22 protein-coding genes are annotated in these 26955 nt (G+C 62.9%); 13 read left to right on the forward strand and 9 right to left on the reverse strand.

Translation table 11 applies throughout. The features are described 5' to 3' along the window. Positions 1–6: 6 nt before the first annotated feature. The 3 genes from IGW03_RS22595 to IGW03_RS22605 all read left to right on the forward strand — a co-directional run bounded on the left by IGW03_RS22595 (position 7) and on the right by IGW03_RS22605 (position 3277). Positions 7–99 (forward strand): integrase core domain-containing protein, encoded by a 93-nt coding sequence (locus tag IGW03_RS22595; protein WP_438943671.1) that lies wholly within the window; start codon positions 7–9, stop codon positions 97–99. A 188-nt stretch (positions 100–287) separates the two neighbouring features. Beyond that, the gene (locus tag IGW03_RS22600; protein WP_228535955.1) at positions 288–1826 is read left to right on the forward strand and encodes a DUF1800 domain-containing protein; all 1539 of its coding nucleotides are present in this window, start codon (positions 288–290) and stop codon (positions 1824–1826) included. Between the two features lie 8 nt (positions 1827–1834). Then, positions 1835–3277, forward strand: coding sequence for a DUF1501 domain-containing protein (locus IGW03_RS22605; protein WP_194724799.1), 1443 nt, complete (start codon positions 1835–1837; stop codon positions 3275–3277). A gap of 476 nt (positions 3278–3753) precedes the next feature. Here IGW03_RS22605 and dcd read toward each other — a convergent pair whose 3' ends face one another. From dcd to hrpA, 3 genes are all read right to left on the reverse strand, one after another. Continuing rightward, complete coding sequence (dcd, locus tag IGW03_RS22610) at positions 3754–4320, reverse strand: dCTP deaminase (RefSeq protein ID WP_194724800.1); 567 nt, start codon at positions 4318–4320, stop codon at positions 3754–3756. 174 nt (positions 4321–4494) lie between these two features. Further along, positions 4495–5820, reverse strand: a complete 1326-nt coding sequence (locus tag IGW03_RS22615) for an NAD(P)/FAD-dependent oxidoreductase (RefSeq protein ID WP_194724801.1) — start codon at positions 5818–5820, stop codon at positions 4495–4497. 386 nt (positions 5821–6206) lie between these two features. After that, positions 6207–10265 carry an ATP-dependent RNA helicase HrpA gene (gene hrpA / locus IGW03_RS22620; protein WP_194724802.1) on the reverse strand — a complete coding sequence of 1353 codons (4059 nt, stop codon included), beginning with the start codon at positions 10263–10265 and terminating at the stop codon, positions 6207–6209. Positions 10266–10369: 104 nt separating this feature from the next. Between hrpA and argA the strand changes: the two genes are divergently transcribed. Together argA and IGW03_RS22630 are read left to right on the forward strand one after the other, a co-directional pair. Further along, positions 10370–11680: an amino-acid N-acetyltransferase gene (gene argA / locus IGW03_RS22625; RefSeq protein ID WP_228535957.1), complete on the forward strand. Its 1311-nt coding sequence runs from the start codon at positions 10370–10372 to the stop codon at positions 11678–11680. 62 nt (positions 11681–11742) lie between these two features. Continuing rightward, on the forward strand, positions 11743–12015 hold the full coding sequence (locus IGW03_RS22630; protein ID WP_151637301.1) for an oxidative damage protection protein: 273 nt from the start codon (positions 11743–11745) through the stop codon (positions 12013–12015). A gap of 117 nt (positions 12016–12132) precedes the next feature. Here IGW03_RS22630 and rpiA read toward each other — a convergent pair whose 3' ends face one another. After that, the gene (rpiA, locus tag IGW03_RS22635) at positions 12133–12804 is read right to left on the reverse strand and encodes a ribose-5-phosphate isomerase RpiA (RefSeq protein ID WP_194724804.1); all 672 of its coding nucleotides are present in this window, start codon (positions 12802–12804) and stop codon (positions 12133–12135) included. A 200-nt stretch (positions 12805–13004) separates the two neighbouring features. On the opposite strand from rpiA, the gene IGW03_RS22640 reads away from it, so the two are divergent. The 3 genes from IGW03_RS22640 to IGW03_RS22650 are packed head-to-tail and all read left to right on the forward strand — an operon-like array spanning position 13005 to position 14950. After that, positions 13005–13364, forward strand: a complete 360-nt coding sequence (locus IGW03_RS22640) for a response regulator (protein ID WP_194724805.1) — start codon at positions 13005–13007, stop codon at positions 13362–13364. A 2-nt stretch (positions 13365–13366) separates the two neighbouring features. Then, positions 13367–13981, forward strand: a complete 615-nt coding sequence (locus tag IGW03_RS22645) for a chemotaxis protein CheX (protein ID WP_194724806.1) — start codon at positions 13367–13369, stop codon at positions 13979–13981. Positions 13982–13996: 15 nt separating this feature from the next. Continuing rightward, on the forward strand, positions 13997–14950 hold the full coding sequence (locus IGW03_RS22650) for a diguanylate cyclase (protein ID WP_194724807.1): 954 nt from the start codon (positions 13997–13999) through the stop codon (positions 14948–14950). Between the two features lie 347 nt (positions 14951–15297). Here the strand turns inward: IGW03_RS22650 and IGW03_RS22655 are convergent, their stop codons facing one another. Further along, complete coding sequence (locus IGW03_RS22655) at positions 15298–15921, reverse strand: bifunctional 4-hydroxy-2-oxoglutarate aldolase/2-dehydro-3-deoxy-phosphogluconate aldolase (RefSeq protein WP_194724808.1); 624 nt, start codon at positions 15919–15921, stop codon at positions 15298–15300. A 2-nt stretch (positions 15922–15923) separates the two neighbouring features. Further along, on the reverse strand, positions 15924–17846 hold the full coding sequence (gene edd / locus IGW03_RS22660) for a phosphogluconate dehydratase (RefSeq protein ID WP_194724809.1): 1923 nt from the start codon (positions 17844–17846) through the stop codon (positions 15924–15926). Positions 17847–18098: 252 nt separating this feature from the next. Between edd and pgi the strand changes: the two genes are divergently transcribed. The 4 genes from pgi to tal all read left to right on the forward strand — a co-directional run bounded on the left by pgi (position 18099) and on the right by tal (position 23253). Further along, positions 18099–19757, forward strand: coding sequence for a glucose-6-phosphate isomerase (pgi, locus tag IGW03_RS22665; protein WP_194724810.1), 1659 nt, complete (start codon positions 18099–18101; stop codon positions 19755–19757). Between the two features lie 96 nt (positions 19758–19853). Next, positions 19854–21332, forward strand: coding sequence for a glucose-6-phosphate dehydrogenase (gene zwf / locus IGW03_RS22670; protein ID WP_194724811.1), 1479 nt, complete (start codon positions 19854–19856; stop codon positions 21330–21332). Positions 21333–21346: 14 nt separating this feature from the next. Then, the gene (locus IGW03_RS22675) at positions 21347–22216 is read left to right on the forward strand and encodes an SIS domain-containing protein (protein ID WP_194724812.1); all 870 of its coding nucleotides are present in this window, start codon (positions 21347–21349) and stop codon (positions 22214–22216) included. 101 nt (positions 22217–22317) lie between these two features. Then, positions 22318–23253, forward strand: coding sequence for a transaldolase (gene tal / locus IGW03_RS22680; protein WP_194724813.1), 936 nt, complete (start codon positions 22318–22320; stop codon positions 23251–23253). Positions 23254–23528: 275 nt separating this feature from the next. Here the strand turns inward: tal and IGW03_RS22685 are convergent, their stop codons facing one another. Further along, entirely contained in the window at positions 23529–24161 is a 633-nt protein-coding gene (locus tag IGW03_RS22685) for an FMN-binding negative transcriptional regulator (RefSeq protein WP_194724814.1), read from the reverse strand. A gap of 12 nt (positions 24162–24173) precedes the next feature. Continuing rightward, positions 24174–24650: an OsmC family protein gene (locus tag IGW03_RS22690; protein ID WP_194724815.1), complete on the reverse strand. Its 477-nt coding sequence runs from the start codon at positions 24648–24650 to the stop codon at positions 24174–24176. Positions 24651–24755: 105 nt separating this feature from the next. Here IGW03_RS22690 and pdxR point away from each other — a divergent pair, with 105 nt between their 5' ends. Next, positions 24756–26321: a MocR-like pyridoxine biosynthesis transcription factor PdxR gene (gene pdxR, locus IGW03_RS22695; protein WP_194724816.1), complete on the forward strand. Its 1566-nt coding sequence runs from the start codon at positions 24756–24758 to the stop codon at positions 26319–26321. Here pdxR and IGW03_RS22700 read toward each other — a convergent pair. Further along, positions 26314–26919: a HupE/UreJ family protein gene (locus IGW03_RS22700; RefSeq protein WP_194724817.1), complete on the reverse strand. Its 606-nt coding sequence runs from the start codon at positions 26917–26919 to the stop codon at positions 26314–26316. The genes pdxR and IGW03_RS22700 overlap by 8 nt on opposite strands. Positions 26920–26955 lie beyond the last annotated feature (36 nt).

A 26955-nucleotide genomic window follows, 5' to 3' on the forward strand; every position in this document is an offset into this window, starting at 1 on the left:
CGGGCCATTGGTGACTGGATCGGCTTCTATAACACCCGGCGCCCGCATCAGGCACTGGGCATGAAAACGCCTGCTGAGGCATTCGCTTTAGCAGCATGATCTGAGCAGATTCTGCTGGGTCGATACAGGTTTCCGCTGCCGCGCTGGCGCTTCTTGCGTCCTGCGGCGGTGGCGGGGGCAGCGTTTCCGGTCCCGGCATCGGTGGCGATGCCGGAAATTCCGGCGGGTATGGCAACGGCATCGCCGGCACAGCGGCCGACATGCCGTCCGTTCCACAAGCGTCGCGCATGCTCGCGCAGGCTAGCTTCGGCGCAACCACAGCCGACATCGAACGCCTGACCGCCACCGGCTATACCGCCTGGATCGAAGACCAGTTCGCAAAGCCGCAGGCACTGCACCGCGCCTACATCGACAGCATCACCGCTTCGCTCGGCACCTCGGCAACGCAGAACCACTTCCAGGAATCATTCTGGAAGCAGGCCGTCACCGGCGAAGACCAGCTGCGCCAGCGCATGGCCTTCGCGCTGTCGCAGATCTTCGTCGTGTCGGCGCAGGACAGTTCGGTCAACAGTTATCCGCGCGGCGTGGCTTCTTACTACGACACCCTGGCCGCGCATGCCTTCGGCAATTTCCGCAACCTGCTGGAAGCGGTTGCCCTGCATCCGATGATGGGCATCTACCTGACCTCGATGCGCAACCAGAAGGAATCGGGCACGCGGGTGCCGGACGAGAATTTCGCGCGGGAAGTCATGCAGCTGCTGACCATCGGCCTGAATGAACTCAACCCCGACGGCTCGCTGAAAATGATCGACAACCAGCCCGTCGAAACCTATACCAGCGCCGACATCAGCGGGCTGGCCAAGGTGTTCACCGGCTGGAGCTGGGCCGGCGCCGACAAGAGCGACAGCCGCTTCTACGGCGGCAATGCCGATCCCAACCGGGACTGGCTGCCGATGCAGTCCTACCCGAAGTTCCACTCAACCTCCGAAAAGCGCTTTCTCGGCGCAACCGTGCCGGCCGGTGCGACGCCGGAGGTCAGCCTGAAAATCGCGCTCGATACCCTGTTCAATCATCCGAACGTCGGCCCTTTCATCGGCCGGCAGCTGATCCAGCGCCTCGTCACCAGCAACCCCAGTCCGCAATACATCGGCCGGGTGGCGGCCGCCTTCGCCAACAACGGGCAAGGCGTGCGCGGCGACATGAAAGCCGTGATCCGCGCCATCCTGCTCGACCCGGAGGCACGCAGCGATGCGGTACTCGCCGATCCGCGCAGCGGCAAGCTGCGCGAGCCAGTGCTGAGGCTGGCCAACTGGATGCGGACCTTCGGTGCCAAGTCGACTTCCGGGCGCTTCCTGATGTCGAGCAGCCTCGACGATCCGCTGACCTCGCTCGGCCAGACGCCGATGCGCAGCCCGTCGGTCTTCAATTTCTACCGTCCCGGCTATGTGCCGCCGAACACGGCGATCGCCGCCGCCGGCCTAGTCGCGCCGGAGATGCAGATCACCGGCGAAACCTCCGTGGTCGGCTATCTCAATTTCATGCGCGACGTGATTGCCAACGGCACCGGCAACACGCGCGACGTCAAGCCGGACTACGGCATCGAACTGACGCTGGCCGACACGCCCGACAAGCTGGTCGACCGCATCAATCTCCTGCTGATGGCGAACCAGATGCCGACGAGCCTGCGCGGCATGATCATCAATGCGGTGAACTCGGTCGCCATCTCGGCAAGCAATGCCACCAGTGCCGCCACCGCGCGCAGGAACCGCGTCTATCTCGCGGTGTTCCTCACGATGGCGTCGCCGGAATACCTGGTGCAGAAATAGGATCGATCATGACTCACAAACCCAACGCCTCCCGCCGGCACTTCCTGCGCGCCGCATCGCTGATGTCGGTGGTCGGCACCGCCAGTGCGCCTTTCGCGCTGAACCTGCTGACGATGGGTGCGGCCGCTGCCCAGACCGCCGGCGATTACAAGGCCATCGTCTGCCTGTTTCTCGCCGGCGGCAACGACCATGCAAATACGGTGCTGGCGACCGATCCCGGTTCCTGGTCTTCTTACACGTCTGTGCGCACGACCAACGAAGCCGGCTCCATTGCGCTGCCCGCTGCAGGCATGCAGGGAGGCGTACTGCCCATCGTGCCCAATACCGTGCAGCCGGGCCGCGAGTTTTCGCTGCATCCCAGCCTCGGGCCATTGAAGGACCTGTTCGACAGCGGACGCGCCGCCGTGGTCGCCAATGTTGGCCCGCTGGTCATGCCCACCACGAGGGCTCAGTACAAGGCGCAGAGCATTCCGCTGCCGCCGAAGCTGTTCTCGCACAACGACCAGCAATCGCTGTGGCAGTCGTCGCGCCCGGAAGGCGCCAAGTTCGGCTGGGGCGGTCGCATGGGAGACCTGCTGGCGTCGATGAACGGCAATGCGACCTTTACCTCGGTATCGGCGGCCGGCAATGCAGTATTCCTGGCCGGGCAAAGAATCAACCAGTATCAGGTCAATGCCTCCGGCGCGGTGCCGATCGGGGGAGTGAACGGCACGCTGTTCGGTGCGCCGGCCGGATCGAATTCTCTGCAGGCCATCCTGACGGGCAGCCGCAGCAATGTGTTCGAGCAGGATCATGCAGCCATCGTCAAGCGCTCCATCGACGCGCAAGGCGTGCTGAGCACGGCGATGGCGCCGGCCGGTGCCGCCGGCGTGCCGAATCCGACGCAGTACACCAATCCCAATACCGGTGCGCTGGCCAACAATCCGCTCGCCGTGCAGCTGCAGACAGTAGCGCGGGTGATTGCCGGACGTGGCGGCCTGGGCGCGCAGCGGCAGATTTTCTTCGTCAGCATGGGCGGCTTCGACACGCATGATTTCGAGAAAACCAACCATGCCGACCTGATGGCCAAGCTGGCGCATGCGATGTCGTATTTCGATACGACACTGGCCACGCTGGGCGGCGCCGACCTGCGCAAGCAGGTGACGCTGTTCACCGCATCCGATTTCGGCCGCACCTTCACCAGCAATGGCGACGGCACCGACCACGGCTGGGGCTCGCATCATTTCGTGATGGGCGGCGCGGTCAAGGGCAAGGATATCTACGGCACCTTTCCGGTGACGGGCCTTAACCATGCGGAGGATGTCGGCTCGGGCAGCCTGCTGCCGGCGATTTCGGTGGATCAGTATGCGGCCACGCTGGCGAAGTGGTTCGGGCTGAGTAATGGGCAGATCGCCGACGTGTTTCCGAACATCGGCAATTTTTCGGCGCGCGACCTGGGGTTCATGGCATGAATCCGGTACGCGGTTCGAATTTCAGTCTCTCCTGAGTGGGCTGCTTCCCCGTGCGGGGAAGTTTCGGGTGCGGGCGCGACTGCGTGGAGTACGCGGTATCGCATGCAATCCCGCCCTTGCCTGACCCTTCCCCCGGATTTGGGGGAAGGGTTTTTTTTCGGGCGTGGGTGGATGGGACTGGGTAACGGTTGGATTTGAGTCCTTGGGAGTGACAGTTCGTTGCGCTTCCACTCCCTCCCCTTCAAGGGGAGGGTTGGGGTGGGGATGGGTTACAAGGGCATCAATTTCAGCCGCGTCATTTAACCCCATCCCCCTCCTGGCCTCCCCCTTGAAAGGGGAGGAACATTCTTTATGTTTTGACGTCCCCTCTTGAGAGGAAGGCCCCTTCTCTATCTAGCAAGCACAGCAGACACTCAGGGCCATTCCGGTCATCCACCTCCCTCAATTTGAGAAATGGATAACACCCGGAGCCGAAATCAAGTCTTCGGCAACGTCACCCCATGCTGCCCCTGGTACTTCCCGCCCCGGTCCTTGTAGGAAGTCTCGCACACCTCATCGCTCTCGAAGAACAGCACCTGCGCGCAGCCCTCGCCGGCGTAGATCTTCGCCGGCAGCGGCGTGGTGTTGGAGAACTCCAGCGTCACATAGCCTTCCCATTCCGGCTCGAAGGGCGTGACATTGACGATGATGCCGCAGCGCGCATAGGTCGACTTGCCGAGGCAGATGGTGAGCACGCTGCGCGGGATGCGGAAGTATTCGACGGTGCGCGCCAGCGCGAAGGAATTGGGCGGGATGATGCAGACGTCGCCCTTGAAGTCGACGAAGGATTTCTCGTCGAAATTCTTCGGATCGACAATCGTGCTGTTGATGTTGGTGAAGATCTTGAATTCGTCGGCGCAGCGGATATCGTAGCCATAGGAGGAAGTGCCGTAGCTGACGATCTTGTGGCCGTTTGCTTGGCGCACCTGGCCGGCCTCGAAGGGTTCGATCATGCCGTGGTCCTGGGCCATGCGGCGGATCCACTTGTCGGATTTGATGCTCATTGTTTTCGCGAAGTCTTGGGGGAACGGGGCCGGCGCATCACTGAAACGCTCCGGTCCCGGACCGTGGCACTTCCTTGCAATGCGCGAATTCCCGCGATTTTACGCGAAATCAAGGCGCAACCAGCAATCCGGCGCATCTCTTCCAGAGAAATGCCGACTTGGCCGGAAGAGACGCTAAACCGCCTGGCGTGCCGGCTCCGGCTGCAGGCCGGGCGGGTTGTGGAAGATCGAAGACTGGTGCACGTAATGCTGCTGCACGCATTCGGTGTAGGCATCCTTGAGCACCATCGGATCCTGCAGCAGACGGTCCTTCCATTCGCCGAGACGCACCTGGTGCTGGATCAGGCCGCGCAGCACGCCGGAATACTCGGTCAGGCCGACGGTATTGCTGCCGACGAGGATGTCGCGGCTGAATTCCAGGCGCATGTACTTGTAGTTGGCCTGATCGGCGAATTCCACCCACTGCCCGCCGCGTATGCCCTGCCAGTGGCCGAAGGACGCGGAAATCAGGCCCATGGTGTCGTACACGTCGATCTGGCGCACCGCGCGTTGCACGGCATGCTTGTCGGCCATGTTGAGCGCCGCGCAGTAAGCCTGGTCGCCGGCATTCGGCTGGACGCCGGCAATGATGCTGCGGCCGGCGGCTTCGTCGAAGGTTTCGGCACAGTCGCCGGCGGCATACACGCCGGGGACGTTGGTCTGCATGGTTTCATCCACCACCACGCCCTGCAGGAACTTGACCCCACTGCCGCGCAGGAAGTCGATGTTGGGAACGCTGCCGGCGCAGTAGACAATGAGGTCGGCCTGCAGCTGTGCGCCGCTGGAGAGGCGCGCGATGTGCGGCGCGCCAAGGGTCTGCAGCGTGCTGGTGCCGATGGCGACCACGCGCGTCGACGTATGGACCTTGATGCCCTTTCTTTCGCACCAGCGCATGACCATGTCGCCCGCGCCGCGGCACAGCGCGCTGGCCATCATGCGGTCGCGCTTCTCGACCACGGTGAGGTCGACACCGCGCCTGGCCAGTGCTTCCATGACGAGACAGCCGATGAAGCCTGCGCCGATCAGCACCACGCGCGAGCCGGGCTGCGCAAGCGCCGCGATCCGGCGCGCATCCTGCAGCGTCCAGCAGGCATGCACGCCGGGGAAGTCGATGCCGGGAATGGCGGGAACGCGCGGCTTGGACCCGGTGCAGATGAGAAGCTTGTCGAATTCGATGGCGCTGCCGTCTTCCATCTTGACGGTGCGCGTACGGGTGCTGACGTGCGCCGCGCGGCCGAAGACCTGCTCCACTCGGAGCCGTTCGAAATAATCCTTGTCGCGCCGCAGGCGCATGCTGGCTTCGCTGATCTGCCCGGCTATCAGGCTGGGCAGGGCCGTGCGCGAGTAAGGCATCTCTACCTCGTCGCCGACGAGGATGATGTCGTCGGCCGGCGCATTCTTGCGCAGGGTTTCGGCGGCAATGACCCCTGCCGGGCCGTTGCCGAGAATCACATGTCTCATGGAGCCACCCTGCCTTCGCGGCGTGCGTGCAGGCTGTTGAGGCTGTTGGCCGAATTCGTGATGAACCGCATTTCCGTCTCCTGTTGGATAGGACGTCTTTAGGTCTCACTATATTGGCCGTGCCTGTCAGCTCCGTTGAACAAGCTCAATCGGGAGATATGAGCCAGAACAAAGGCGCTGGCGCGAGGCAGAGGCGGATCAAGGAATGATTGCCCAGAAAAATTCCTCGGCGCAAGAATACGTCGTACTTTGGGTGCCCTGTTGAAAAAGCCCTGCCGAAGCAGGCAGCTTCGACAGGGGTTCGACAGTTTCCTTCCATCCACGCATCTGGACTTCGCAAGCAGATGCGCCGTACGCACCATGCCCGCAGAGCCGTCGGCGACCTCTCAACGCTGCATCGATTCCCACACCTTCTGCAGGCGCTTGACCGACACCGGCATCGGCGTGCGCAGTTCCTGCGCAAAGAGCGACACGCGCAATTCCTCCAGCAGCCACCGGAATTCCTGCATCTTGGGGTCGGAATTCTTCTGCCTGTCCTTCTGCGCGCGCTGCCAGGGCGCAGCCACCTGCATCCACTCCGCCATCAGGCGCGCATCGCGTGCAGGGTCGGCGCGCAGCTTCTCCAGGCGGATATTGATCGCCTTTAGATAGCGCGGGAAATGCGCAAGCTGGCCATAGTCGTTGTCGGCGATGAAGCGCTTGCCGACCAGCGACTGCAACTGCGACTGCATGTCTGCGGCGCTTTGCGCATGTGTCTTCGCGCCCTGCAGCTTCTTGGGCAGGGTGTAGTACTCGGACAGCACCTGTGCGGCGAGACGTGCGATCTCGTTGACCAGCAGTCCGATGCGGGACTTGCCTTCGTCCTTGCGGCGGTTGAATTCCTCCGCGTTCTTCGGCAGCGGGTCCTGCATGCAGGCGCGGTCCAGCGCCGCCTGTATGATCTGCTCGCGCAACTCTTCCTGCGAGCCGAGCGACATGTACTGCATGCCCATCTGCTGCAAGCCGGGCACGTTCTTCTCGAGGAACTTGATCTGCTCCCTGAGCTGCAGCGCGAACAGCTTGCGCAGGCCCGCATGGTGCACGCGCGCGGCTTCGGCGGGATCGTCGAAGACTTCGAGGTCGCAGTGCGAGCCCTTGTCCACCAGCGCCGGGAAGCCGATCAGGCTTTGCTTGCCCTGCTGGATTTCGAGCAGTTCGGGCAGCTCGCCGAAGGTCCATGCGGTGAGGTTCTGGTGCTCCGCGGCCGCGGTCTTTTGCGCCTGGCTGGCGGCATTGTTTCCCGCCTTGCTTTCCGCCTTGCCGGCATTCGAAGCCTGCGGCTTGTCGGGCGTGCCAGCGTCCATGGCCTCCATCGCCGCTACCGCATTCTTCTCCGCGATGCGCTGGAAGCTCTCCCTGGCCTGCCCGCCGAACTCCGCCTGCAGGTTGGCCAGGGTGCGCCCCATCTCAAGCTGCCTGCCGTGCTCGTCGATGATCTTGAAGTTCATGAAGTGATGCGCAGGCAGGGTCTCTAGCTTGAAGTCAGTGGTCTTGACGGTAATGCCGGTCTGCTCGCGCACGTCGGCGATCAACATGTCGATCAGGTTGCCCTTGCCGAACTCGGCGCGCTCGCAGAACCCGGCCGCATAGTCGGGCAGCGGCAGGCAATGCCGGCGCAGCTTCTGCGGCAGCGATTTCAGCAGCAGGTGCACCTTTTCCTTCAGCATGCCCGGCACCAGCCAGTCGGCGCGCTCGGCCGATACCTGGTTCAGCGCATACAGCGGCACGGCCAGCGTCACGCCGTCGCGCGGGCTGCCGGGCTCGAAGTGATAGGTCAGCGTCATCGGCACGCCGGCCACCTGCATGGTCTTCGGGAACAGGTCGGTGGTGACGCCCGCTGCCTCATGACGCATCAGGTCGTCGCGGTTCAGGTGCAGCAGCTTGGGATTGCCCGCCGTCGCATCCTTGAGCCACTTTTCGAAGGCGATGCCGGCATGGATCTCCTGAGGGATCAGCTTGTCGTAGAAGCCTGCGATCAGTTCCTCGTCAACCAGCACGTCGAGACGGCGCGACTTGTGTTCGAGGTTTTCGATTTCCCGCACCAGCTTCTGGTTATGCGCGAGGAAGGGAAAGCGGGTCTCGTACTCGCCGGCCACCAGCGCGCTGCGGATGAAGATCTCGCGCGCTTCCTTGGGATTGATCTGGCCGTAGTTGATGCGCCGCTGGCTGTAGACCACCAGACCGTAGAGCGTGGCGCGCTCAAAGGCGGACACCTGAGCGGTGCGCTTTTCCCAGCGCGGGTCGCCGTAGGATTTCTTCAGCAGATGGCCGCCCACCCGCTCCAGCCACTCCGGCTGGATCTGCGCGATGCAGCGCGCGTACAGCCGCGTGGTTTCCACCAGTTCGGCGCCCATGATCCAGCGGCCTGCCTTCTTCGCCAGGCTCGATCCGGGCCAGATATGGAACTTGATGCCGCGCGCGCCGAGGTAGATCGCCTCGTCCTCGGCCTTGTAGCCGACATTGCCCAGCAGGCCGGTCAGCAGCGCGGTATGCAGCTGTTCATAGGTGGCCGGCGACTCGTTCATGCGCCAGCCCTGCTCCTTCACCAGCGTCAGCAGCTGCGAATGCACATCGCGCCACTCGCGCAGCCGCAGCTGCGACAGGAAGTTGGCGCGGCAGCTGTCCATCAATTGCCGGTTGGATTTCTTGTGCTCGATGGCTTCCTCGAACCATTTCCAGATCTTGAGATAGCTGAGGAACTCGGACTTGTCGTCGGCGAATTTCTTGTGCGCGTTGTCGGCGGCGTCCTGCGCATCCAACGGCCGGTCGCGCGGGTCCTGCACCGAGAGCGCGGCGGCAATGATCAGCACCTCGTTGAGCGCGGCGTTGTCACGCGCGGCGAGGATCATGCGGCCGACGCGCGGATCGAGCGGCAGCTTGGCGAGCTGGCGGCCCAAGGGTGTCAGCTGGTTGTTATCGTCGACCGCCCCCAGTTCCTGCAGCAGCTGGTAGCCGTCGGCGATCGCGCGGCCCAGGGGCGGCTCGATGAAGGGAAAGGTTTCGACATCGGCCAGCCGCAGCGCCTTCATGCGCAGGATGACCGCCGCCAGCGAGGAGCGCAGGATCTCCGGATCGGTGAATTTCGGCCGCTGCAGGAAATCCTGTTCGTCGTAGAGGCGGATGCAGACGCCGGCGGCGACACGGCCGCAGCGGCCGGCGCGCTGGTTGGCGGCCGACTGCGCGACCGGTTCGATCTGCAGCTGCTCGACCTTGTTGCGGTAGCTGTAGCGCTTGACGCGCGCCAGGCCGGCATCGACCACGTAACGGATGCCGGGTACGGTCAGCGAGGTTTCGGCGACGTTGGTCGCGAGCACGATGCGCCGCGCGTTCGAGGTCTTGAACACCCGCTCCTGCTCCTGCACCGACAGGCGGGCGAACAGAGGCAGGATCTCGACATGCGGAGGATGGTGCTTGCGCAGCGCTTCGGCGGCATCCCGGATTTCCCGTTCGCCGGGCAGGAACACCAGCACGTCGCCGGGACCGATGCGCGCCAGTTCATCGACCGCATCGACCACCGCATCCATCAGGTCGCGCTGCTCCTTCTGCGCCGACGTGCGGCCATCGGGCCTGTCGGATTTCTCCGCCGGCTCCACCGGCCGGTAACGGATTTCCACCGGATACAGGCGGCCGGAGACTTCAATGACCGGAGGCAGCTTGTCGCCCCGCGCGAAGTGGCGGGCGAAGCGCTCGGCATCGATGGTGGCCGAGGTGATGATGATCTTCAGTTCGGGCCGGCGCGGCAGCAGCTGCTTGAGGTAGCCGAGCAGAAAGTCGATGTTCAGGCTGCGCTCATGCGCTTCGTCGATGATGATGGTGTCGTACTGCCTGAGCAGCGGGTCGGTCTGCGTCTCGGCCAGCAGGATGCCGTCGGTCATCAGCTTGACCGACGCGCCCCGGGACAAGGTATCAGTGAAACGCACCTTGAAGCCTACATGCTCGCCCAGCGGAGAGCCCAGTTCCTGGGCGATGCGCTTCGCGGTGGACGAGGCGGCGATGCGGCGCGGCTGGGTATGGCCGATCAGTCCGGCCTGGCCGCGGCCGAGTTCGAGACAGATCTTGGGCAGCTGCGTGGTCTTGCCGGAACCGGTCTCGCCGGACACGATGACGACCTGGTTGGCGCGCAGGGCCTCCGCGATTTCCCGGCGCCGGCCGGAAACCGGCAGTTCCTCGGGAAAGGTGATGGGCGGCAAGGGATTGCGGACGGCGGGTTCCGGCGCGGCTTTCGGCTGCTGTTGCGGCCTGCCGTTGTCACGCGGATTCTGCTGCCGCGGCTGCCTGGCTTGCCTCGGCTGATCCTGCGGCCTTTGCGGCTTCGCCGGCTGCTTGTGCGTTTTTTCCGTCTTTTCCGCCTGCTGCGCGGTGCGCCCATCCGGCGCGGGTTTCTGTAATTGTTCTGGAGCTGACATATCGGGGGAATTATACAGAGCCGGCCATGCCGGCCCGCAGGAATGCCGGCGCTGCTGGCGCTGCCGGACCGACTGCAAGGGAAGCTCTGTATATAATGCGCATCATGGAAAATCCAATAGAATTCGTGCAATGGCTGCGCTCGGTGGCGCCGTATATCCACGCCTTCCGCGGGAAGACCTTCGTCGTGGCCTTCCCCGGCGAGCTGGTCATGGCCGGCGCCTTGCCCGTCCTGGCCCAGGACTTGTCATTGCTGCATGCGCTCGGCATCAAGGTCGTGATCGTGCATGGTTCCCGTCCGCAGGTCGAGGAGCAGCTGGCCTTGCGCAACCTGACGGCGCGCTATCACAACGGCTTGCGCATCACCGATGCGCCGGCGATGGAATGCGTGAAGGAAGCCGCCGGCGAACTGCGCCTCGATATCGAGGCGGCTTTCAGCCAAGGCTTGCCGAATACGCCGATGGCGCATTCGGCCATCCGCATCATTTCCGGCAATTTCGTCACCGCCCGGCCGATCGGCGTCATCGACGGCCTCGACCTGGAATTCACCGGTGTGGCGCGCAAGATTGCCTATGAGACCATCCACCCGATATTAAGTGCCGGCGGACTGGTATTGCTGTCGCCGCTGGGTTTTTCCCCGACAGGCGAAGCGTTCAACCTGACCATGGAAGACGTCGCGGTGTCGGCCGCGACCGCGCTGCGCGCCGACAAGCTGATTTTCATCACCGAAACACCGATGATGACCGATGCCGAGGGCCGCGAAATCCGTGAGCTCACGGCGGCCAAGGCTGACGTGCTGCTCAAATCCAGCATTCTGCCCCCGGACACGGCCTTCTACCTGCAGCATTGCGTCAAGGCGTCGCGCAGCGGCGTGCCGCGCTCGCACATCGTACCCTTCGAACTGGACGGCTCCGCCATGCTGGAAATCTTCACGCATGACGGCGTCGGCACCATGGTCAGCACCGAGAACCTGGAAACCCTGCGCGAAGCGACCATTGAAGATGTCGGCGGCATCCTCAAATTGATCGAACCGCTGGAAGCCGACGGCACCCTGGTCAAGCGGGGCCGCGAACTGATCGAACGGGAAATCGACTATTTCTCCGTGATTGAACACGACGGCGTAATCTTCGGCTGCGCGGCGCTCTACCCGTTCCCGGCGGAAAAGATGGCGGAAATGGCTTGCCTCACCGTCAATCCGGAAGTGCAGAGCCAGGGCGACGGCGAGCGCATCCTGAAACACATGGAAAACCGGGCGCGCGCCGCGGGTTTCACACGGCTGTTCGTGCTCACGACCCGTACCGCGCATTGGTTCATGAAGCGCGGCTTCGTCCCGGCGACGGTCGACGACCTGCCGAAGGACCGGCAGCACATGTACAACTGGCAACGCAAGTCGCTGGTACTGATCAAGCAACTTTGAAAACCGCGTGTCCTCCAACCGAGGGCGCGTCCGACCCGTTTTGAATCGACAAGGAGTAGAACATGGCCCGCACGGTCCACTGCGTCAAGCTGAACAAGGAAGCCGAAGGTCTGGATTTCCCGCCCTATCCCGGCGAACTCGGCAAGAAGATTTACGAGAATGTTTCCAAGGAAGCCTGGGCCGGCTGGCTCAAGCACCAGACCATGCTGGTCAATGAAAACCGCCTGAACCTGGCCGATGCGCGCGCGCGCAAATACCTGGCAACCCAGATGGAAAATCATTTCTTCGGTTCCGGCGCTGATGCCGCCGCAGGCTACGTTCCGCCTTCCGAGTAAAGACTGCTGCCTGACCGGTGATCAGGTGTCGCTAACGAAAAAAGCCGCTGAATCGCTTCAGCGGCTTTTTTCATGTCCGGTTCCCGCGCTACGATGCCGGGATTCCATAGGCCAGGCTTAGAACGTCAGCTTCTTGACGCCTTCCGCCGTACCAAGCAGGGCCACGTCGGCGCCGCGCTGCGCGAACAGGCCGACGGTGACGACGCCGACAATGTTGTTGATTTCCGCTTCCAGCTTGCGCGGATCAGCAATACGCAGTCCGACCAGATCGATGATCATGCAGCCGTTATCGGTGATTACCGGCTTGCCGTCCTTGACCCGCAAACGCGGCTCGCCGCCGATTGTTTTGAGCTGGCGCGCCACGGCAGCCTGCGCCATGGGAATGACTTCGATGGGCAGCGGAAAGGCGCCGAGCGCATCCACCAGCTTGGAGCCGTCGGCGATGCAGATGAATTGCTTCGCGACCGAAGCGACGATCTTTTCGCGGGTCAGCGCCGCGCCGCCGCCCTTGATCATGGCGCCCGAGGCAGTGATCTCGTCGGCGCCGTCGATGTAGATCGACATGGAATCGACATCGTTCAGGTCAAGTACCGGGATGCCGTGCGAACGCAGGCGGTCTGCCGTGGCTTCGGAGGAAGCGACCGCGCCCTTGACGCGATCCTTGATCTTGCCGAGCTCATCAATGAAGAAATTGGCGGTGGAGCCGGTGCCGACGCCGATGATTTCGCCTGCCGGTACAAATTCGATCGCAGCGCGCGCCACTGCTTGCTTGAGTTCGTCTTGGGTCATGATGCATTGCATGAAAAATCGAAGGTCGTATTCTAGTTCAGTTTGCGCCTCGCCGTAGCGCGTCCGAAGTACGGCGAGGCAGGAATGTGCCGTCGCTCTGAATTAGGTATTTTCTACTACACATGGCAGATGTATGTGTTTCCGATGATAAACTTGCCATAAAGCATTAATCCTGAATCTTGCCCTGAAGTGATGCAAACATGACAACCGTACTCGTGGTGGACGACAGCCGTATCTCCCGCATGCTCTCGCGGCAATTCCTGGCGCAGAAGCAGCCGTCGTGGACCATCGCTGAAGCCGCCAGCGGGGAGGAAGCGATCGCTCGGCTCGACGGCCTCACCCCGGATCTGGTGCTGCTTGACCTGAACATGCCCGGGATGGGCGGACTCGCCGCCGTGGACAAGATCCAGGCCAAATGCCCGACCGCGCGCATCACGCTGCTGACCGCCAATGTGCAGGACGCGATTCAGGACAAGGCCAGGACCTTGGGAATCGGATTTGCGGCCAAGCCGATCACTGAGGAACGCATCGACCAGATCATCGCCAATTTCGGGAAATAGGCATGTTCCAGCTCACCGAGCTTCAGCACGACGCTCTCGTCGAAATCTTCAACATCGGTGTCGGCCAGGCGGCGGCGGCAATGAGCCGCATCGTCAGCGAGGAAGTCACGATGTCGGTGCCCGAGATCACCTTCCAGAGACGCGCCGAAGTCGCGCATACGCTCGGCGCGCAGGAAGGCCGCCGCATCTGCGCAGTCGCGCAGCAGTTCAGCGGCGCATTCAATACCGAAGCCTTTCTCATGTTCCCGGAAGAGAAGAGCCTGGAAATCGTGCGCCTGATGGTGGGCCAAAGCCTGTCGCTCGAAGAATTGAGCGAAATGGAACAGGAAGCGATGAGCGAAATCGGCAACATCATCCTGAATTCCTGCATGGCGACGCTGGCCAATGCCTCCGGCAAGGAATTGCAGGGTTCGCTGCCGATGTACCGCATCGGCACCGGCAACGACATCCTGGGGCAGCCGGGCAAGCAATGGGACGGCGTGGTGATGACATTGAAGATCGATTTCAATATCGAACGCCATCATATCTACGGCTATGTCGCCTTCCTGCTTGATCTGCCGGCGCTGCAGGACCTGACGCAGTACATCGACAGCTATCTGGCCGGCGTAACCGGCTAGGCGGCGGAAAACTCCATGCTGAACTTGCTCGAAAGCGTACTGAAGGCGGTGCGGACCGGCATCATCGTACTGGATGCCGGGCAGCGCATCGTTCTCTGGAACGACTGGATGGCCCAGCATTCCCGCATGGAGGCGCGGCACGTCCTGGGACGAAACTTTGGTGAAGTGTTTCCCGAGATGATCGACGGCCGCACGCATATTGCGATCGAGTCGGCGCTGCGGAACAACTTTGCATCGCTGCTTTCCCAAACGCTCAACAAGGCCCCCTTCCCGCTGTATGCCAAGCCGGCCGATACGTCGAGCGATATCCGCATCCAGCAGGCCGTTCACGTCATGCCGCTGGATGTGACATCGCGGGGGAGGCACTGCCTGGTGCAGATCACCGACGTCAGCATGGCCGTCGCCCGTGAACGCAAGCTGCGTGAAATGGCGGTGGAACTCGAGTCGCAGACCCTGGTGGACGGCCTGACCGGCATTGCCAACCGGCGGCGTTTCGATCTGCATCTCGAAGATGAATTCCGCCGTGCCAAGCGCAATGCCGCACCGGTATCGCTGATCATGGTCGACGTCGATTACTTCAAGGACTTCAACGACAACTATGGCCACCAGCGCGGCGACGATTGCCTGGTCCGGATTGGGGGCGCGCTGAGCGGCGTGCTCAACCGTGCCCGCGATCTGGTGGCGCGCTACGGCGGCGAGGAATTTACCGTGGTGCTGCCCGATACCGACAAGGATGGAGCGCTGCGGGTGGCGGAAGCCATGCGTGCGGAAGTTGCGGCGCTCGCGATCGAGCATGCCTTTTCAGGCGTTGCCAGCCATGTGACCATCAGCCTTGGCGTGAGTACCTTGGTGCCGGAACTGGCTACTACGACGGGAAGTTTGATTCATGCTGCTGACCGTGCGCTTTATCAAGCGAAGCGGGGGGGCAGGAATTGTGTTGCGGTTTATTTGGACGGCAGGTTGAGTTAGTCGTTTGAATATGCTTCTTTGACAGTATCAACATATGCCGTAGGTGTCTTCTCTTGATTCAAGAAGAATAGCGCGAGTTTATAACGCAGCTAATGCACATATTGCGTTCGAGACGAGCAGCAATCGCAAGCATTAAAGAATAGTCCTCCCCTTTCAAGGGGAGGTTAGGAGGGGGATGGGGTTAGATGACTTAGCTGTAACCCATCCCCACCCCAACCCTCCCCTTGAAGGTGCGGGGGTGGAGGTCTCGCGACGCATGAAGGTATCCGAACTCCCACCTCAAAACTCTGGAAGAAGAACAAGCAAACACCTGCACGACATCTTAAAAAGATGCCGCTCTCACCATCTCATTTCCGCAAACCGCTAGCCGCAGCCGCCAATTCCGTAATCACCCCCCAGTCGCCATTCTTCAGCGCTTCCTTGGGCGTCAACCAAGAACCGCCAACGCAGGCAACATTCTTGCACTCCAAAAACTTCGCCGCAGTTTCCTGCGAAATACCGCCGGTCGGACAGAAAGTCACATCAGGCAGCGGGCCGGCGATTGCATTGAGCATGCCGACGCCGCCTGCGGGCACGGCAGGAAACAGCTTGAGCTGGCGGAATCCCGCTTCGCGCGCCGACATCACTTCCGAAGGCGTCATCACGCCGGGCAGCAGGGGCAGACCGCTCGACTTCGCGGCCTCCACCAGGCTCGGGGTCAATCCGGGAGACACGCCGAACACCGCGCCCGCATCGCGTGCGGTGCGAAACTCGTCGGGCTGGGTCAGCGTGCCGACGCCGATGATCGCATCGGGCACCTGCTCCGCCATCGCCCGGATGGCGGGCAGGCCGTATTCGGTGCGCAGGGTAACTTCCAGCACACGGATACCGCCGGCGACGAGCGCCTTGGCCAGCGGTACGGCGTGATCGGGATTGTCGATGGCGATGACCGGAATGACCGGCGAGGTGCGCATGATGTCGAGCAGTGTCATGATTATTGGCGTGTGATGAGTGAGTCTTCGTCGGAATAGTTAACGGCTTGCGGCGTGGCCAGCGTGTTGTGCTGCTCTTCGGGCAGATTCAGCGCCGGCGGCAGGCCGAAGGTGGCAGCGCCCTCCTCGGCGGCGCTGACGCCGTTACGGAACAGGGCGAACAGCTCGCGCCCCATGCCAACCTGGCTGGCCGACAGGTCGGCCGGTTCGATGCCGCGGCGATCCCATTCTTCCTGAGCCACAAGCGCCTGCAGCGTGCCGGTTTCTGCATCGAGGCGGATGATGTCGCCGGTACGCACCTTGCCCAGCGGCCCGCCGGCAAGCACTTCGGGCGACACATGGATGGCCGCGGGAACCTTGCCCGATGCGCCGGACATGCGGCCGTCGGTCACCAGTGCGACGCGGCGCCCCGCATCCTGCAGATTGGCCAGAGCCGGCGTCATTGAATGCAGTTCCGGCATGCCGTTGGCGCGCGGACCCTGATAGCGGACGACGGCGACGAAGTCGCGGTCGAGCTGGCCGGCCTTGTAGGCGTCCATCAGCTCTTCCTGGGAATTGAATACGATCGCAGGCGCCTCGACAATGCGATGCTGCGACTTGACGGCGGATACCTTGATGACGGCGCGCCCGAGATTGCCCGACATCAGGCGCAGGCCTCCGTCCGCCGAGAAGGGATTGGAGGCCGGACGCACCACTTTTTCATCGCCGCTCTTCTCCGCAGCAGGACGCCAGACCACCGAGTCGCCTTCAAGGAAAGGCTCGGTGCAGTGGGCGCGCAGGCCTTTTCCGAGGATGGTGGTGACGTCATCATGCAGAAGGCCCGCATCCAGCAGTTCGCGGATGACGAATCCGGTGCCGCCAGCCGCGTGGAAGTGGTTGACGTCGGCATCGCCGTTCGGATAGATGCGCGTCAGCAGCGGCACTACGCCGGACAATTCGTCGAAGTCGTTCCAGTCGATGACGATGCCGGCGGCACGCGCCATCGCGACCAGGTGCAATGTATGGTTGGTGGAACCTCCGGTGGCCAGCAAGGCGACGATGGCATTGACGATGGACTTTTCATCGACCACACGGCCGACGGGAATATAGTTGCCGCCCTGCTCGCTGATTTCCACCGCGCGGTGCGCGGCGGCTGCCGTCAGCGCATCCCGCAGCGGCGTGTTGGGCGTGATGAAGGCAGTGCCGGGAAGATGCAGCCCCATGACTTCCATCAGCATCTGGTTGCTGTTGGCGGTGCCGTAGAAGGTACAGGTGCCGGCGCCGTGGTAGGACTGGGATTCCGATTCGAGCAGTTCCTCGCGCCCCACCTTGCCCTGGGCATACAGCTGGCGGGTCTTGGCCTTCTCGGCATTGGAAATGCCGGTGGTCATCGGGCCGGCCGGAATGAAGACCGCCGGCAGGTGTCCGAAATGCAGCGCGCCGATCACCAGGCCTGGGACGATCTTGTCGCATACGCCGAGATAGACGGCGGCGTCGAACATGTTGTGGGACAACGCAATGGCCGTGGCCATGGCAATGGCGTCGCGCGAGAACAGCGACAGCTCCATGCCCGGCTGGCCCTGGGTGACGCCGTCGCACATGGCCGGCGTGCCGCCCGCAAACTGAGCAACGGCGCCAGCCTCGCGCACGGCTTCCTTGATGATGTGCGGGAAGCGCTCGAACGGCTGGTGGGCCGAGAGCATGTCGTTGTAAGCCGAAACGATTGCCACCGATGGCGACTTGGTCTGCTTCAGCTTGAGCTTGTCATTGGCGGGAAAGGCCGCGAAACCATGGGCCAGGTTGGTACAGGCCAGGGCGCCGCGATGCACCCCCTGCAGGCGGGCGGACTCGATTCGGGCGAGGTAGGATGCGCGATAAGGCTTGCTGCGTGCGATGATGCGGCGGGTGACCGCGTCGAGCGCCGGGTGTACGGGATGAAGTGACATAGTTCGAATTCCACTGTGTTTTTTGAAATTTTACTACAAAATTGCGGATTGCGCTTCTCGGCCGGCGCGGACTCCTTGTGTTCCTTAAGGTTCGCTACCATACGCATTCCCGAGGCGTCACTGAGAAAACGCAAAACTCGGTTGCGCGACCTGCAATGCTGTAGTGAATTTACCAAAAAGTATTGTATAGTTGGACGCCTCGATTTTTGCAGCTCTTTCACTCTTTCAGCTCTTTGTTTGCCCGGACCGCCCATGCACCAGAACGCACTCACGGAAACCCCTGCATTTCAAGCATTGACCCGCCACCAGGCCGAAGCCGACCGCTGGCAGCTGCGCGATCTCTTCACAAGCCGGCAAGACCGGTTTTCCCGCTACTCCCTCGACGCGGCGGGCCTGTTTCTCGATTACTCGAAGAACAGCATCGACGACACCACCCTCTCCCTGCTGATGGACCTGGCCAGGGAGCGCGGCGTCGAGGCACATCGCGATGCAATGTTCGGCGGAGAAAGAATCAACAATACCGAAAACCGTTCCGTGCTGCATACCGCACTGCGTGCGCCCCGCGGCAGCCGGCTGGTCGTCAATGGACAAGATGCCATTGCAGAGGTTCATGCGGTGCTGGACCGCATGGCGGCCTTCGTCGAGCGCGTACGTTCCGGGCAGTGGCGCGGGCGCAGCGGCAAGGCGGTGACCGACGTGGTCAATATCGGCATCGGTGGCTCCGACCTCGGGCCGGAAATGGTGTGCCGCGCATTGCGCTCTTATTCGCAGCCCGGGCTTTCCTTCCATTTCGTCGCCAATGTCGATGGACACGATCTGGACGCGGTGTTGTCCAGAGTCAATCCGGAAACGACATTGTTCGTGGTCGCCTCCAAGACCTTCACCACCCGCGAGACGATGATGAATGCGCAGTCCGCGCGTGCATGGTTCCTGCAGACCGGCAGCGAGGCGGACCTGGCGAAACATTTCGTCGCGGTATCGACCAATACGGACGCGGTACGCAGCTTCGGCATCGATCCCGACAATATGTTTCCCTTCTGGGACTGGGTCGGCGGCCGCTACTCGGTCTGGTCGGCGATCGGCTTGCCGGTGGCATTGGCGGTCGGCTTCGACAACTTCCGGCAGTTCCTCGATGGCGCCCATGCGATGGACCAGCATTTCCGGACCGCGCCTCTGGAAAGCAACATGCCGGTGCTGCTGGCGATGATCGGCGTCTGGTACCGCAACTTCTTCGGCAGCGGCTCCGTTTCGATCGCTCCGTATCACCAGGATCTGGGCCAGTTCGCTGCCTATCTGCAGCAGCTTGAAATGGAGAGCAACGGCAAGCGCGTCTCCCGCTCCGGACAGGCGCTGCAGGTCGAGACCTGCCCCGTGGTGTGGGGCGATGTCGGCACCAACGGCCAGCATGCCTACTTCCAGTTGCTGCACCAGGGCACGGACATCATCCCGGTCGACTTTATTGCCGCTTTGAAGCCCACGCATGCCCTGCCCGGCCACCATGCAGTGCTGCTCGCCAACTGCTTCGCCCAGTCGGAAGCCTTCATGCTGGGCAAGGATGCCGACGAGGTACGCGCCGAACTGAAGGCGCAGAAGCTGACCGACGAACAGATTGCCACGCTGCTGCCGCACAAGGTCTTCCCCGGCAACCGGCCGAGCAATACCATCCTGATGGAAACGCTGACGCCGGCCGCACTCGGCGCACTGATCGCGCTCTACGAGCACAAGGTCTTCGTCCAGGGCGTGATCTGGGACATCAACAGCTTCGACCAGTGGGGCGTGGAGCTAGGCAAGGTGCTGGCCAAGAACATCGAGCCGGAAATCAACGGCGCACCGCGGCCGGAAGCGCACGACAGTTCCACCAATGGCCTGATCGCGCGCGCCAGGGCGGCATTGTCTTCCTCGCCGGCCTGATGCCGGTGTAACCGAGATACGGCGCGCAGCGTCCAACCTCAGCTTTCCACTTTTCATCATGGTCCCGCCGGCCCGCGCCGGCGTTCCTCCCACATCATGGCACTTTCCGATTTCGATCTGGTTCTTTTCGGCGGCAGCGGCGACCTTGCAATGCGCAAGCTGCTGCCCGCACTCTACAACCGCGACCGCGCCAACGGCCTTCCCGGCACGGCGCGCATCATCTGCGTCGGCCGCCATGGCTGGAGCCGAGAAGAGTTCCTCGAAGCGATGGACCAGAATGCGAAACCGCACATCGCGTCGGGCAATCCGGATGCCGCCACCTGGGAGCGTTTCCGCGGCCGCATCGAATACGTCTCGCTCGACGCCGCCGATGCCGGCACCTACGCCGCGTTGAAGTCGGCCTTGCGCGACGGCCCAGACGACAGCCAGATCGTGCGCGTGTTCTACCTCGCAATGCCGCCCAGCCTGTTCGCAACGATCTGCCGCAATCTCAAGGAAGCCGGCCTGGCAAGCGCCAGCTCGCGCGTCGTGCTGGAAAAGCCGCTGGGACGCGATCTCGCCAGCGCCCGCCAGATCAACCACGAAGTCGGACAGGTATTTTCCGAATCGCAGATCTATCGCATCGACCATTACCTCGGCAAGGAAACCGTCCAGAACCTGCTGGCCCTGCGCTTCGGCAATGTGCTGTTCGAGCCGCTCTGGCGGCGCGAGTGGATTTCCGACGTGCAGATCACGATTGCGGAAGAGCTCGGCGTGGGCAACCGCCTCGATTACTACGATACCGCCGGCGCCCTGCGCGACATGCTGCAGAACCACTTGCTGCAGCTGCTGTGCATCGTCGCCATGGAACCGCCGGTGTCGGCTTCCGCCGATGCGGTGCGCGATGAAAAACTCAAGGTGCTGCGGTCGCTCAAGCGCTTCACGCCCTTCACGCTGGCGCAGGACGTGGTGCGCGGCCAGTACCGTTCCGGCCATGTGAACGGCGTCGCCGTGCCGGGCTACCGCAAGGAACCGAACGCGAATACCGAATCCCGCACCGAAACCTTCGTCGCGCTCAAGGCCGAGATCGACACCTGGCGCTGGGCCGGCGTGCCCTTCTACCTGCGCACCGGCAAGCGCATGGCCGACCAGCTGGCGGAAATCGTGGTGCGCTTCAAGAAGATTCCGGCCTCGATCTTCGCCCGGCCCAACAGCAGTTTCCAGCCGAACAGCCTGCTGATCCGCCTGCAGCCGGAAGAGGAGCTGCAGCTGCAGCTGATGGCGAAAACGCCCGGCGACGGCATGCGGCTGCGCCCGGTCGAATTGGAAATGGATTTCCGCGAAACCTTCAAGACGCCGCGCATGGATGCCTATGAGCGGCTGCTGCTCGACGTGCTGCGCGGCCAGCTGACGCTGTTCATGCGCAGCGACGAACTGGAGGCCGCCTGGGAATGGGTAGAGCCCATCCTCAACTATTGGGAGCAGGAAGGTGACGAGCCCTTGCCCTATACTGCAGGTACCTGGGGCCCCGCGGCAGCGAGTGCGCTTGTCGCGCGCGACGGCCTGCAATGGCGCGAAGAATCGATACCTGAATGACACACTGAACCAGCATGCTGCTCGACTCCATCAGAACCCAGCTTGACGCCCTGTCCAAGTCGGAAAAAAAGGTCGCCGTCGCCGTCCTCAAGAATCCCGACCTGGCGGTCTCGGGCAACATCACCGCGCTGGCCAAGAATGCCCAGGTGTCGGAGCCAACCGTGGTGCGCTTCTGCCGTGCGCTGGGCTACGACGGCTGGCATGAATTCAAGCTGAAGCTGGCGCAGACCCTGGCGCTGGCGCTGCCGAACGCCGACGAGTCGCCGCTGCAGGACGATCTCGCCGCCGACCTGGTCAACAAGATTTGCAGCCGCTCGATCAATACCCTGCTCGACCTGCGCAACAACCTGCAGCCGGCGGCGATAGAAAAGGCGCTGGATGTGCTGGCGCGTTCCAACAAGATCGAATTCTGGGGCCAGGGCACCTCCGGCATCGTCGCTTCCGATGCGCAGCATAAGTTCTTCCGCTCGGGGGTACCGACGGTCGCCTATGCCGATCCGCACATCCACGCGATTTCCGCCGCCCTGCTCAAGAAGGGCGATACGGTGGTGGCGATCTCCCAGCGCGGCAACAGCACCGCGCTGCTGCACAGCGTCCAGCTGGCGCGCCGGGTCGGCGCCGACGTCGTTGCGCTCACGCCCAGCGGCACGCCGCTGTCGGATCTGGCCACCGTGCTGGTGCCGATCGACCTGAGCTTCAACATCGATCCCTACACCCCGATTTCCGCCCGCCTGGCCCACCTGGTGGTGATCGACATCCTCGCGGTCGGCCTGGCGCTCAAGGGCGGCCCCGAATTCCGGAAAAAGATGCAAAACGCACAAAAGGCGCTGCAGAAGCTGGACATGCAGTTCGATTCCTTCCTGCGCCATCCGCCCAAACTCTGATACGCTGCGCCGTCCGGATGTTGTCCTGACGCATGTCTAACCGCCGTTCCGCGATGCGGTTATCATGCAGTTTTTCCGCTCGCCTTTTTTGCCGTATTGCCATGAACCAGCTCGAACAACTCAAGCAGCACACCACCATCGTCGCCGACACCGGCGATTTCCAGTCGATCCAGGCCTTCGCACCGCGCGACGCCACCACCAACCCTTCGCTGATCCTGAAAGCGGTGCAGAAGGAGGAATACCGGCACCTGCTGGAAAAGGCGGTGCGCGACCACGGCGGCAAGCCGACCGGCGACATCATCGACAACCTGCTGGTCGCCTTCGGCACCGAAATCCTGAAGATCATCCCCGGCCGCGTTTCCACCGAAACCGACGCCCGCCTCTCCTTCGACACCGAGGGCACCATCGCCAAGGGCCGCGCGCTGATCGCGCTCTATGAAGCGGCAGGCATTTCCCGCGAGCGTATCCTGATCAAGATTGCATCGACCTGGGAAGGCATCCGTGCCGCCGAAGTGCTGGAAAAGGAAGGCATCCGCTGCAACATGACACTGCTGTTCGCGCTGCCCCAGGCGATTGCCTGTGCCGATGCGCAGGTGCAGCTGATTTCGCCTTTCGTCGGCCGCATCTACGACTGGTACAAGAAATCGACCGGCCAGGAATACACCGGCGCAGACGATCCGGGCGTTCAGTCGGTCAAGCGGATTTACAACTACTACCGCAAGTTCGGCTACAAGACCGAAGTCATGGGCGCGAGCTTCCGCAATACCTCGCAGATCACCGAACTGGCCGGCTGCGACCTGCTGACCATCAGCCCGGAACTGCTGCAGAAACTGGCCGACAGCGATGCGCCGGTGGCACGCAAGCTCAGCCCGGAAGAAGCAGCCGGCGCCGATCTGCAGAAGCTGACGCTGGATGAGAAGACTTTCCGCTTCATGCTCAATGAAGATGCGATGGGTACGGAGAAGCTGTCGGAAGGTATTCGGCTGTTCTGTGCCGATGCGGTGAAGCTGGAGAAGATGGTTGAGGCGTTGCGGTAATCGATAATTCTCCGTAATGACCAAGCATTACGCGCTATTTGCCAAGACATTGATATCCCCTCCCCTTCAAGGGGACGTAGCAGGGGTTTCGCAATGCATGCGTTGCGCCTGCGCAGTCGGAGCCGCTTGCAAGCGGCGAGGTCGAGGGTTAGGGTGGGGATGGGTTTCAAGCACGCAAACAAAACCTATCCCCATCCCAGCCTTCCCCTTGAAGGGGAAGGAGTATTCTTCTTTAAGCTTTGATTGCTGTACGCCTTACGCCAGGGACGACTTCACTACCCACCACGCAGCCCCACCGCCTCCGCCATCGCCACCGAAGCCTCATCCCCCTGCTCCCTTAACCCCGCTTCCACACTGATCCGATTGCGCTGCGGCTGATTCTGGCTGACCTTCCATTTCCCTTCCAGCCGGGTGATTTCGATCTCGATGCCGACGATCTGCTTGAGCAGCGCATCGATGAATTCCGCCGGCGCATCGCCGACCGCCCATGGCGCTTCCCTGCCCGCCTCATGCCGAGCGCTCAAGCGATCGAGCAAGCCGCGCACCCATTCCGGATCCTCCACCGCGCGCAGCCGCCCATGCGCATGCACGGCCATGTAGTTGTAAGTCGGCACCACCTTGCCGTGCTCTTTCTTGGTCGCATACAGCGAGGGACTGATATAGGCTTGCGCGCCCTGGAACACGACCAGCGATTCGATGCCCGCATCCTGCCGCCATAGCGGATTGCTGCGCGCAACATGCGCCTGCAGCGTCCCGAACGGCGAACCGTCCTCGACGATCTCGAACGGAATATGGTTGGCTTGCAGGCCGTCTTCGCCGAGCATCACCAAGGTGCCGAGCGAATGCTCGCGCATCAACTGATGCATGACGTCGATGCGGGTTTCCGCGAACTGGGCCGGGATGTACATGATTGCCTCCTTTCAGCCGCCGGCTTCGACCGGCGCCTCAATGACGATGTCGGTTTTCACGGAATTGGCGATGAAGCAGTCTTCATGCGCGCGATGATGCAGGCGGTCGATGTCCTCAGCCGTCGGCTGCCGCTCCCCGCCGAAATCGATGCGCGGCCTCAGCGCCACGCGGGTCACCGCGACGCGGCCTTCCGCATTCTTCTCCATCACGCCGACGGCCTGATCGACGTAGCGGTCGACCACGAAACCGGCCTTGCCCGCAAGCCACAGGAAAGTCAGCATGTGGCAACTCGAAATTGCGGCGACGAAGGCTTCTTCCGGATCGACCGCGGCTGCCACCGACATTGGCTCTGGCACCACGGACGGCGATGAAGATGCCGCCACGTCGACACCGCCGTCGAAACTCCAGCGATGGCCTCGGCTGTAGCGGTTGTCGGTGAATGTGTCCTGCCCCCGCTCCCAGGCGATAGTGGCGACGTAGGTGTGCATATACGGCTCCTTCAGCAAAATATGCAGATAGCATATTGCTGAATTTGGCTTTCTAAAAGTACCAATAAATGCTAACTTCAAAATACCAATTTCCGGATGCCCGTCATGCATTTCGCCCAATCGCTCGCCACGCTCCAGCTCGACGCGCAATCGGCCACGCCGCTGTTTCGCCAGCTGTACGATGCCATCAAGCAATCCATCCTTGCCGGCAAACTCGGCTCCGGTACCCAATTGCCGCCCACCCGCGAGTTGGCCACGCTGTGCGGCGTGTCCCGGCAGACCGTGCTTAATGCCTATTCGCAATTGATGGCGGAAGGTTATCTTTCCGGTACGGTCGGCAAGGGCACCTTCGTCAGTGCCAGCCTGCCGCTGCAGGCGAGCAAACACGAGCCGGCGGGCAGCCGGCAGCCAATGCGCCCGCTGTCGGCGCGCGGAGAGCGTTTCACCGGCATGCAGACCCAGCTTCCCTTCCACCGGGGGGCGTCGCGCGCCTTCCGCATCGGCATGCCCGGTCTCGATGTCTTTCCCTTTGACGTCTGGGGAAGGCTGGAAGCCCGCCGCTGGCGCAAGCCGCCGCATGACCTCGGCTACGGCGATCCCGCCGGCTTCCGGCCCCTGCGCGAAGCCTTGGCGGGATACCTGCGCGCCGCTCGAGGCGTCCAGTGCGCGGCCGACCAGATCATCATCACCTCGGGATCGCAGCAGGCGGTGTACCTGATCGCCACCATGCTGCTCGCGCCGGGGGACCGGGCTTGGGTCGAAGAGCCGGGTTACCGCGGCATCAATGCTTCGCTGCATGCGGCGGAAGCGCAGGTCTGCCCGGTGGCCGTGGACGGCGAAGGCATGATGGTGTCGCACGGCATGCAAGCCTATCCGGATGCCCGGCTGGTCTATGTCACCCCAACCCACCAGCTGCCGCTCGGCATGACCATGAGCCTGCCGCGCCGGCTGGAATTGCTGGCCTGGGCCTCCGCCGCCAAGGCCTGGGTGATCGAAGACGACTACGACAGCGAATACCGCTATACCGGGCCGCCGCTGGCGTCATTGCAGAGTCTGGACAAGACCGGCTGCGTCATTTACGTCGGCACCCTGTCGAAAGTCCTGTTTCCCGGCCTGCGCCTCGGCTACATCGTCGCGCCGCCGGCGCTGGCGGATGCCTTCGCGCAGGGCAAGGCCATTATCGACCGCCATGCGCCGCTGGTGCCGCAGGCGGTTCTGACGGATTTCATCCTGGAAGGCCATTTCAGCCGCCATATCAAGCGCACTCGCGAAGTGTACGCGGAACGGCGTTCCGCGCTGCTGCAGGCCATTGGCGAGCAGCTGTCGGACCGGCTCGATGTGGGAACCGCCGATACCGGGCTGCATCTGCCGGTCATGTTCCGCCGGTCCTGCGACGATGAAGCCGTGGCGCGCAAGGCATCGGAACGCGGGCTGGAGATACGCGCGCTGTCACACTTCTACAACGCGGAAGAAACGGACATTCCGCAGCCGAGGGCATGCGGCATGCTGCTGGGTTTTGCCGCCATCACGCCAGAAGAAATCAGGCGGGGTACGGACGCGCTAAGGGAGTTGCTGGACGAGGTTGAAGCGAGCGGACAAGCCGAACGGCCGGCGGAAAGGATGCAGCGGACCGGCGGTTCGAGCCGCCGGTCGGCGCCAGCCGTCAGATGAAGGCAAGCAGGGAAAATCCTGCGGAAGCGACCAGCACACCGGCCGCGCGCAGGATACGCCCGCCGACGGCAGGCCGCGTCGCCCAGACGCCGGCCAGGAGGCCGGCGAGGTGCAGCAGCGCGGTTGCCGCAATGAAGCCGGCACCATAGCCAAGCAGCGCTCCGCCCGCAGGCGCCTCGATGCCATGTGCATACCCGTGTACATAGCCGAACAGCGCAATGATGGCCGCGCCGCCCGCAATCGGCATGCGGACCGCGAAGGCGATCAGCAGGCCGAGTGCGGCGACCGATGCGGCGATGCCGGCTTCCATCCAGGGCAAGGCCGCACCCTGGACTCCGCTGTACGCACCTAGGGCCATCATCGCCGGGAAAGCCAGCGGCATGACCCAGGCAACGCGGCGCGGCTGCTGCGCGGCCCACAGGCCGACGGCCAGCATGGCCAGCAGATGATCCCAGCCGAGAATCGGATGCATGAAGCCGAGCGCAAAGCTGGCGCCGGCATGATGGTCGCCCGGATGGGCAAAGGCCGGCGCGGCGCTCAGGCCGGCCAGCAGGATAACGGCGAGTGCGGCGGCGCGGCGCGACACGGATGCTTGCATGGGAAATCCTCCTTGAAATCATTGATCGGTTTGCCG

Source organism: Noviherbaspirillum malthae, from assembly GCF_015352985.1.
Classification (GTDB): domain Bacteria; phylum Pseudomonadota; class Gammaproteobacteria; order Burkholderiales; family Burkholderiaceae_D; genus Noviherbaspirillum; species Noviherbaspirillum malthae.

What these genes read in the sequence shown, in the direction of transcription:
- IGW03_RS22615 (WP_194724801.1), bottom strand. Translation starts at nt 5,820, where the DNA reads ATGAGACATGTGATTCTCGGCAACGGCCCGGCAGGGGTCATTGCCGCC.
- IGW03_RS22655 (WP_194724808.1), bottom strand. Translation starts at nt 15,921, where the DNA reads ATGACACTGCTCGACATCATGCGCACCTCGCCGGTCATTCCGGTCATC.
- edd (WP_194724809.1), bottom strand. Translation starts at nt 17,846, where the DNA reads ATGTCACTTCATCCCGTACACCCGGCGCTCGACGCGGTCACCCGCCGC.
- tal (WP_194724813.1), top strand. Translation starts at nt 22,318, where the DNA reads ATGAACCAGCTCGAACAACTCAAGCAGCACACCACCATCGTCGCCGAC.
- IGW03_RS22605 (WP_194724799.1), top strand. Translation starts at nt 1,835, where the DNA reads ATGACTCACAAACCCAACGCCTCCCGCCGGCACTTCCTGCGCGCCGCA.
- IGW03_RS22690 (WP_194724815.1), bottom strand. Translation starts at nt 24,650, where the DNA reads ATGCACACCTACGTCGCCACTATCGCCTGGGAGCGGGGGCAGGACACA.
- IGW03_RS22645 (WP_194724806.1), top strand. Translation starts at nt 13,367, where the DNA reads ATGTTCCAGCTCACCGAGCTTCAGCACGACGCTCTCGTCGAAATCTTC.
- IGW03_RS22685 (WP_194724814.1), bottom strand. Translation starts at nt 24,161, where the DNA reads ATGTACATCCCGGCCCAGTTCGCGGAAACCCGCATCGACGTCATGCAT.
- pgi (WP_194724810.1), top strand. Translation starts at nt 18,099, where the DNA reads ATGCACCAGAACGCACTCACGGAAACCCCTGCATTTCAAGCATTGACC.
- IGW03_RS22700 (WP_194724817.1), bottom strand. Translation starts at nt 26,919, where the DNA reads ATGCAAGCATCCGTGTCGCGCCGCGCCGCCGCACTCGCCGTTATCCTG.
- argA (WP_228535957.1), top strand. Translation starts at nt 10,370, where the DNA reads ATGGAAAATCCAATAGAATTCGTGCAATGGCTGCGCTCGGTGGCGCCG.
- IGW03_RS22650 (WP_194724807.1), top strand. Translation starts at nt 13,997, where the DNA reads ATGCTGAACTTGCTCGAAAGCGTACTGAAGGCGGTGCGGACCGGCATC.
- IGW03_RS22630 (WP_151637301.1), top strand. Translation starts at nt 11,743, where the DNA reads ATGGCCCGCACGGTCCACTGCGTCAAGCTGAACAAGGAAGCCGAAGGT.
- dcd (WP_194724800.1), bottom strand. Translation starts at nt 4,320, where the DNA reads ATGAGCATCAAATCCGACAAGTGGATCCGCCGCATGGCCCAGGACCAC.
- IGW03_RS22640 (WP_194724805.1), top strand. Translation starts at nt 13,005, where the DNA reads ATGACAACCGTACTCGTGGTGGACGACAGCCGTATCTCCCGCATGCTC.
- rpiA (WP_194724804.1), bottom strand. Translation starts at nt 12,804, where the DNA reads ATGACCCAAGACGAACTCAAGCAAGCAGTGGCGCGCGCTGCGATCGAA.
- zwf (WP_194724811.1), top strand. Translation starts at nt 19,854, where the DNA reads ATGGCACTTTCCGATTTCGATCTGGTTCTTTTCGGCGGCAGCGGCGAC.
- IGW03_RS22600 (WP_228535955.1), top strand. Translation starts at nt 288, where the DNA reads ATGCTCGCGCAGGCTAGCTTCGGCGCAACCACAGCCGACATCGAACGC.
- pdxR (WP_194724816.1), top strand. Translation starts at nt 24,756, where the DNA reads ATGCATTTCGCCCAATCGCTCGCCACGCTCCAGCTCGACGCGCAATCG.
- IGW03_RS22675 (WP_194724812.1), top strand. Translation starts at nt 21,347, where the DNA reads ATGCTGCTCGACTCCATCAGAACCCAGCTTGACGCCCTGTCCAAGTCG.
- hrpA (WP_194724802.1), bottom strand. Translation starts at nt 10,265, where the DNA reads ATGTCAGCTCCAGAACAATTACAGAAACCCGCGCCGGATGGGCGCACC.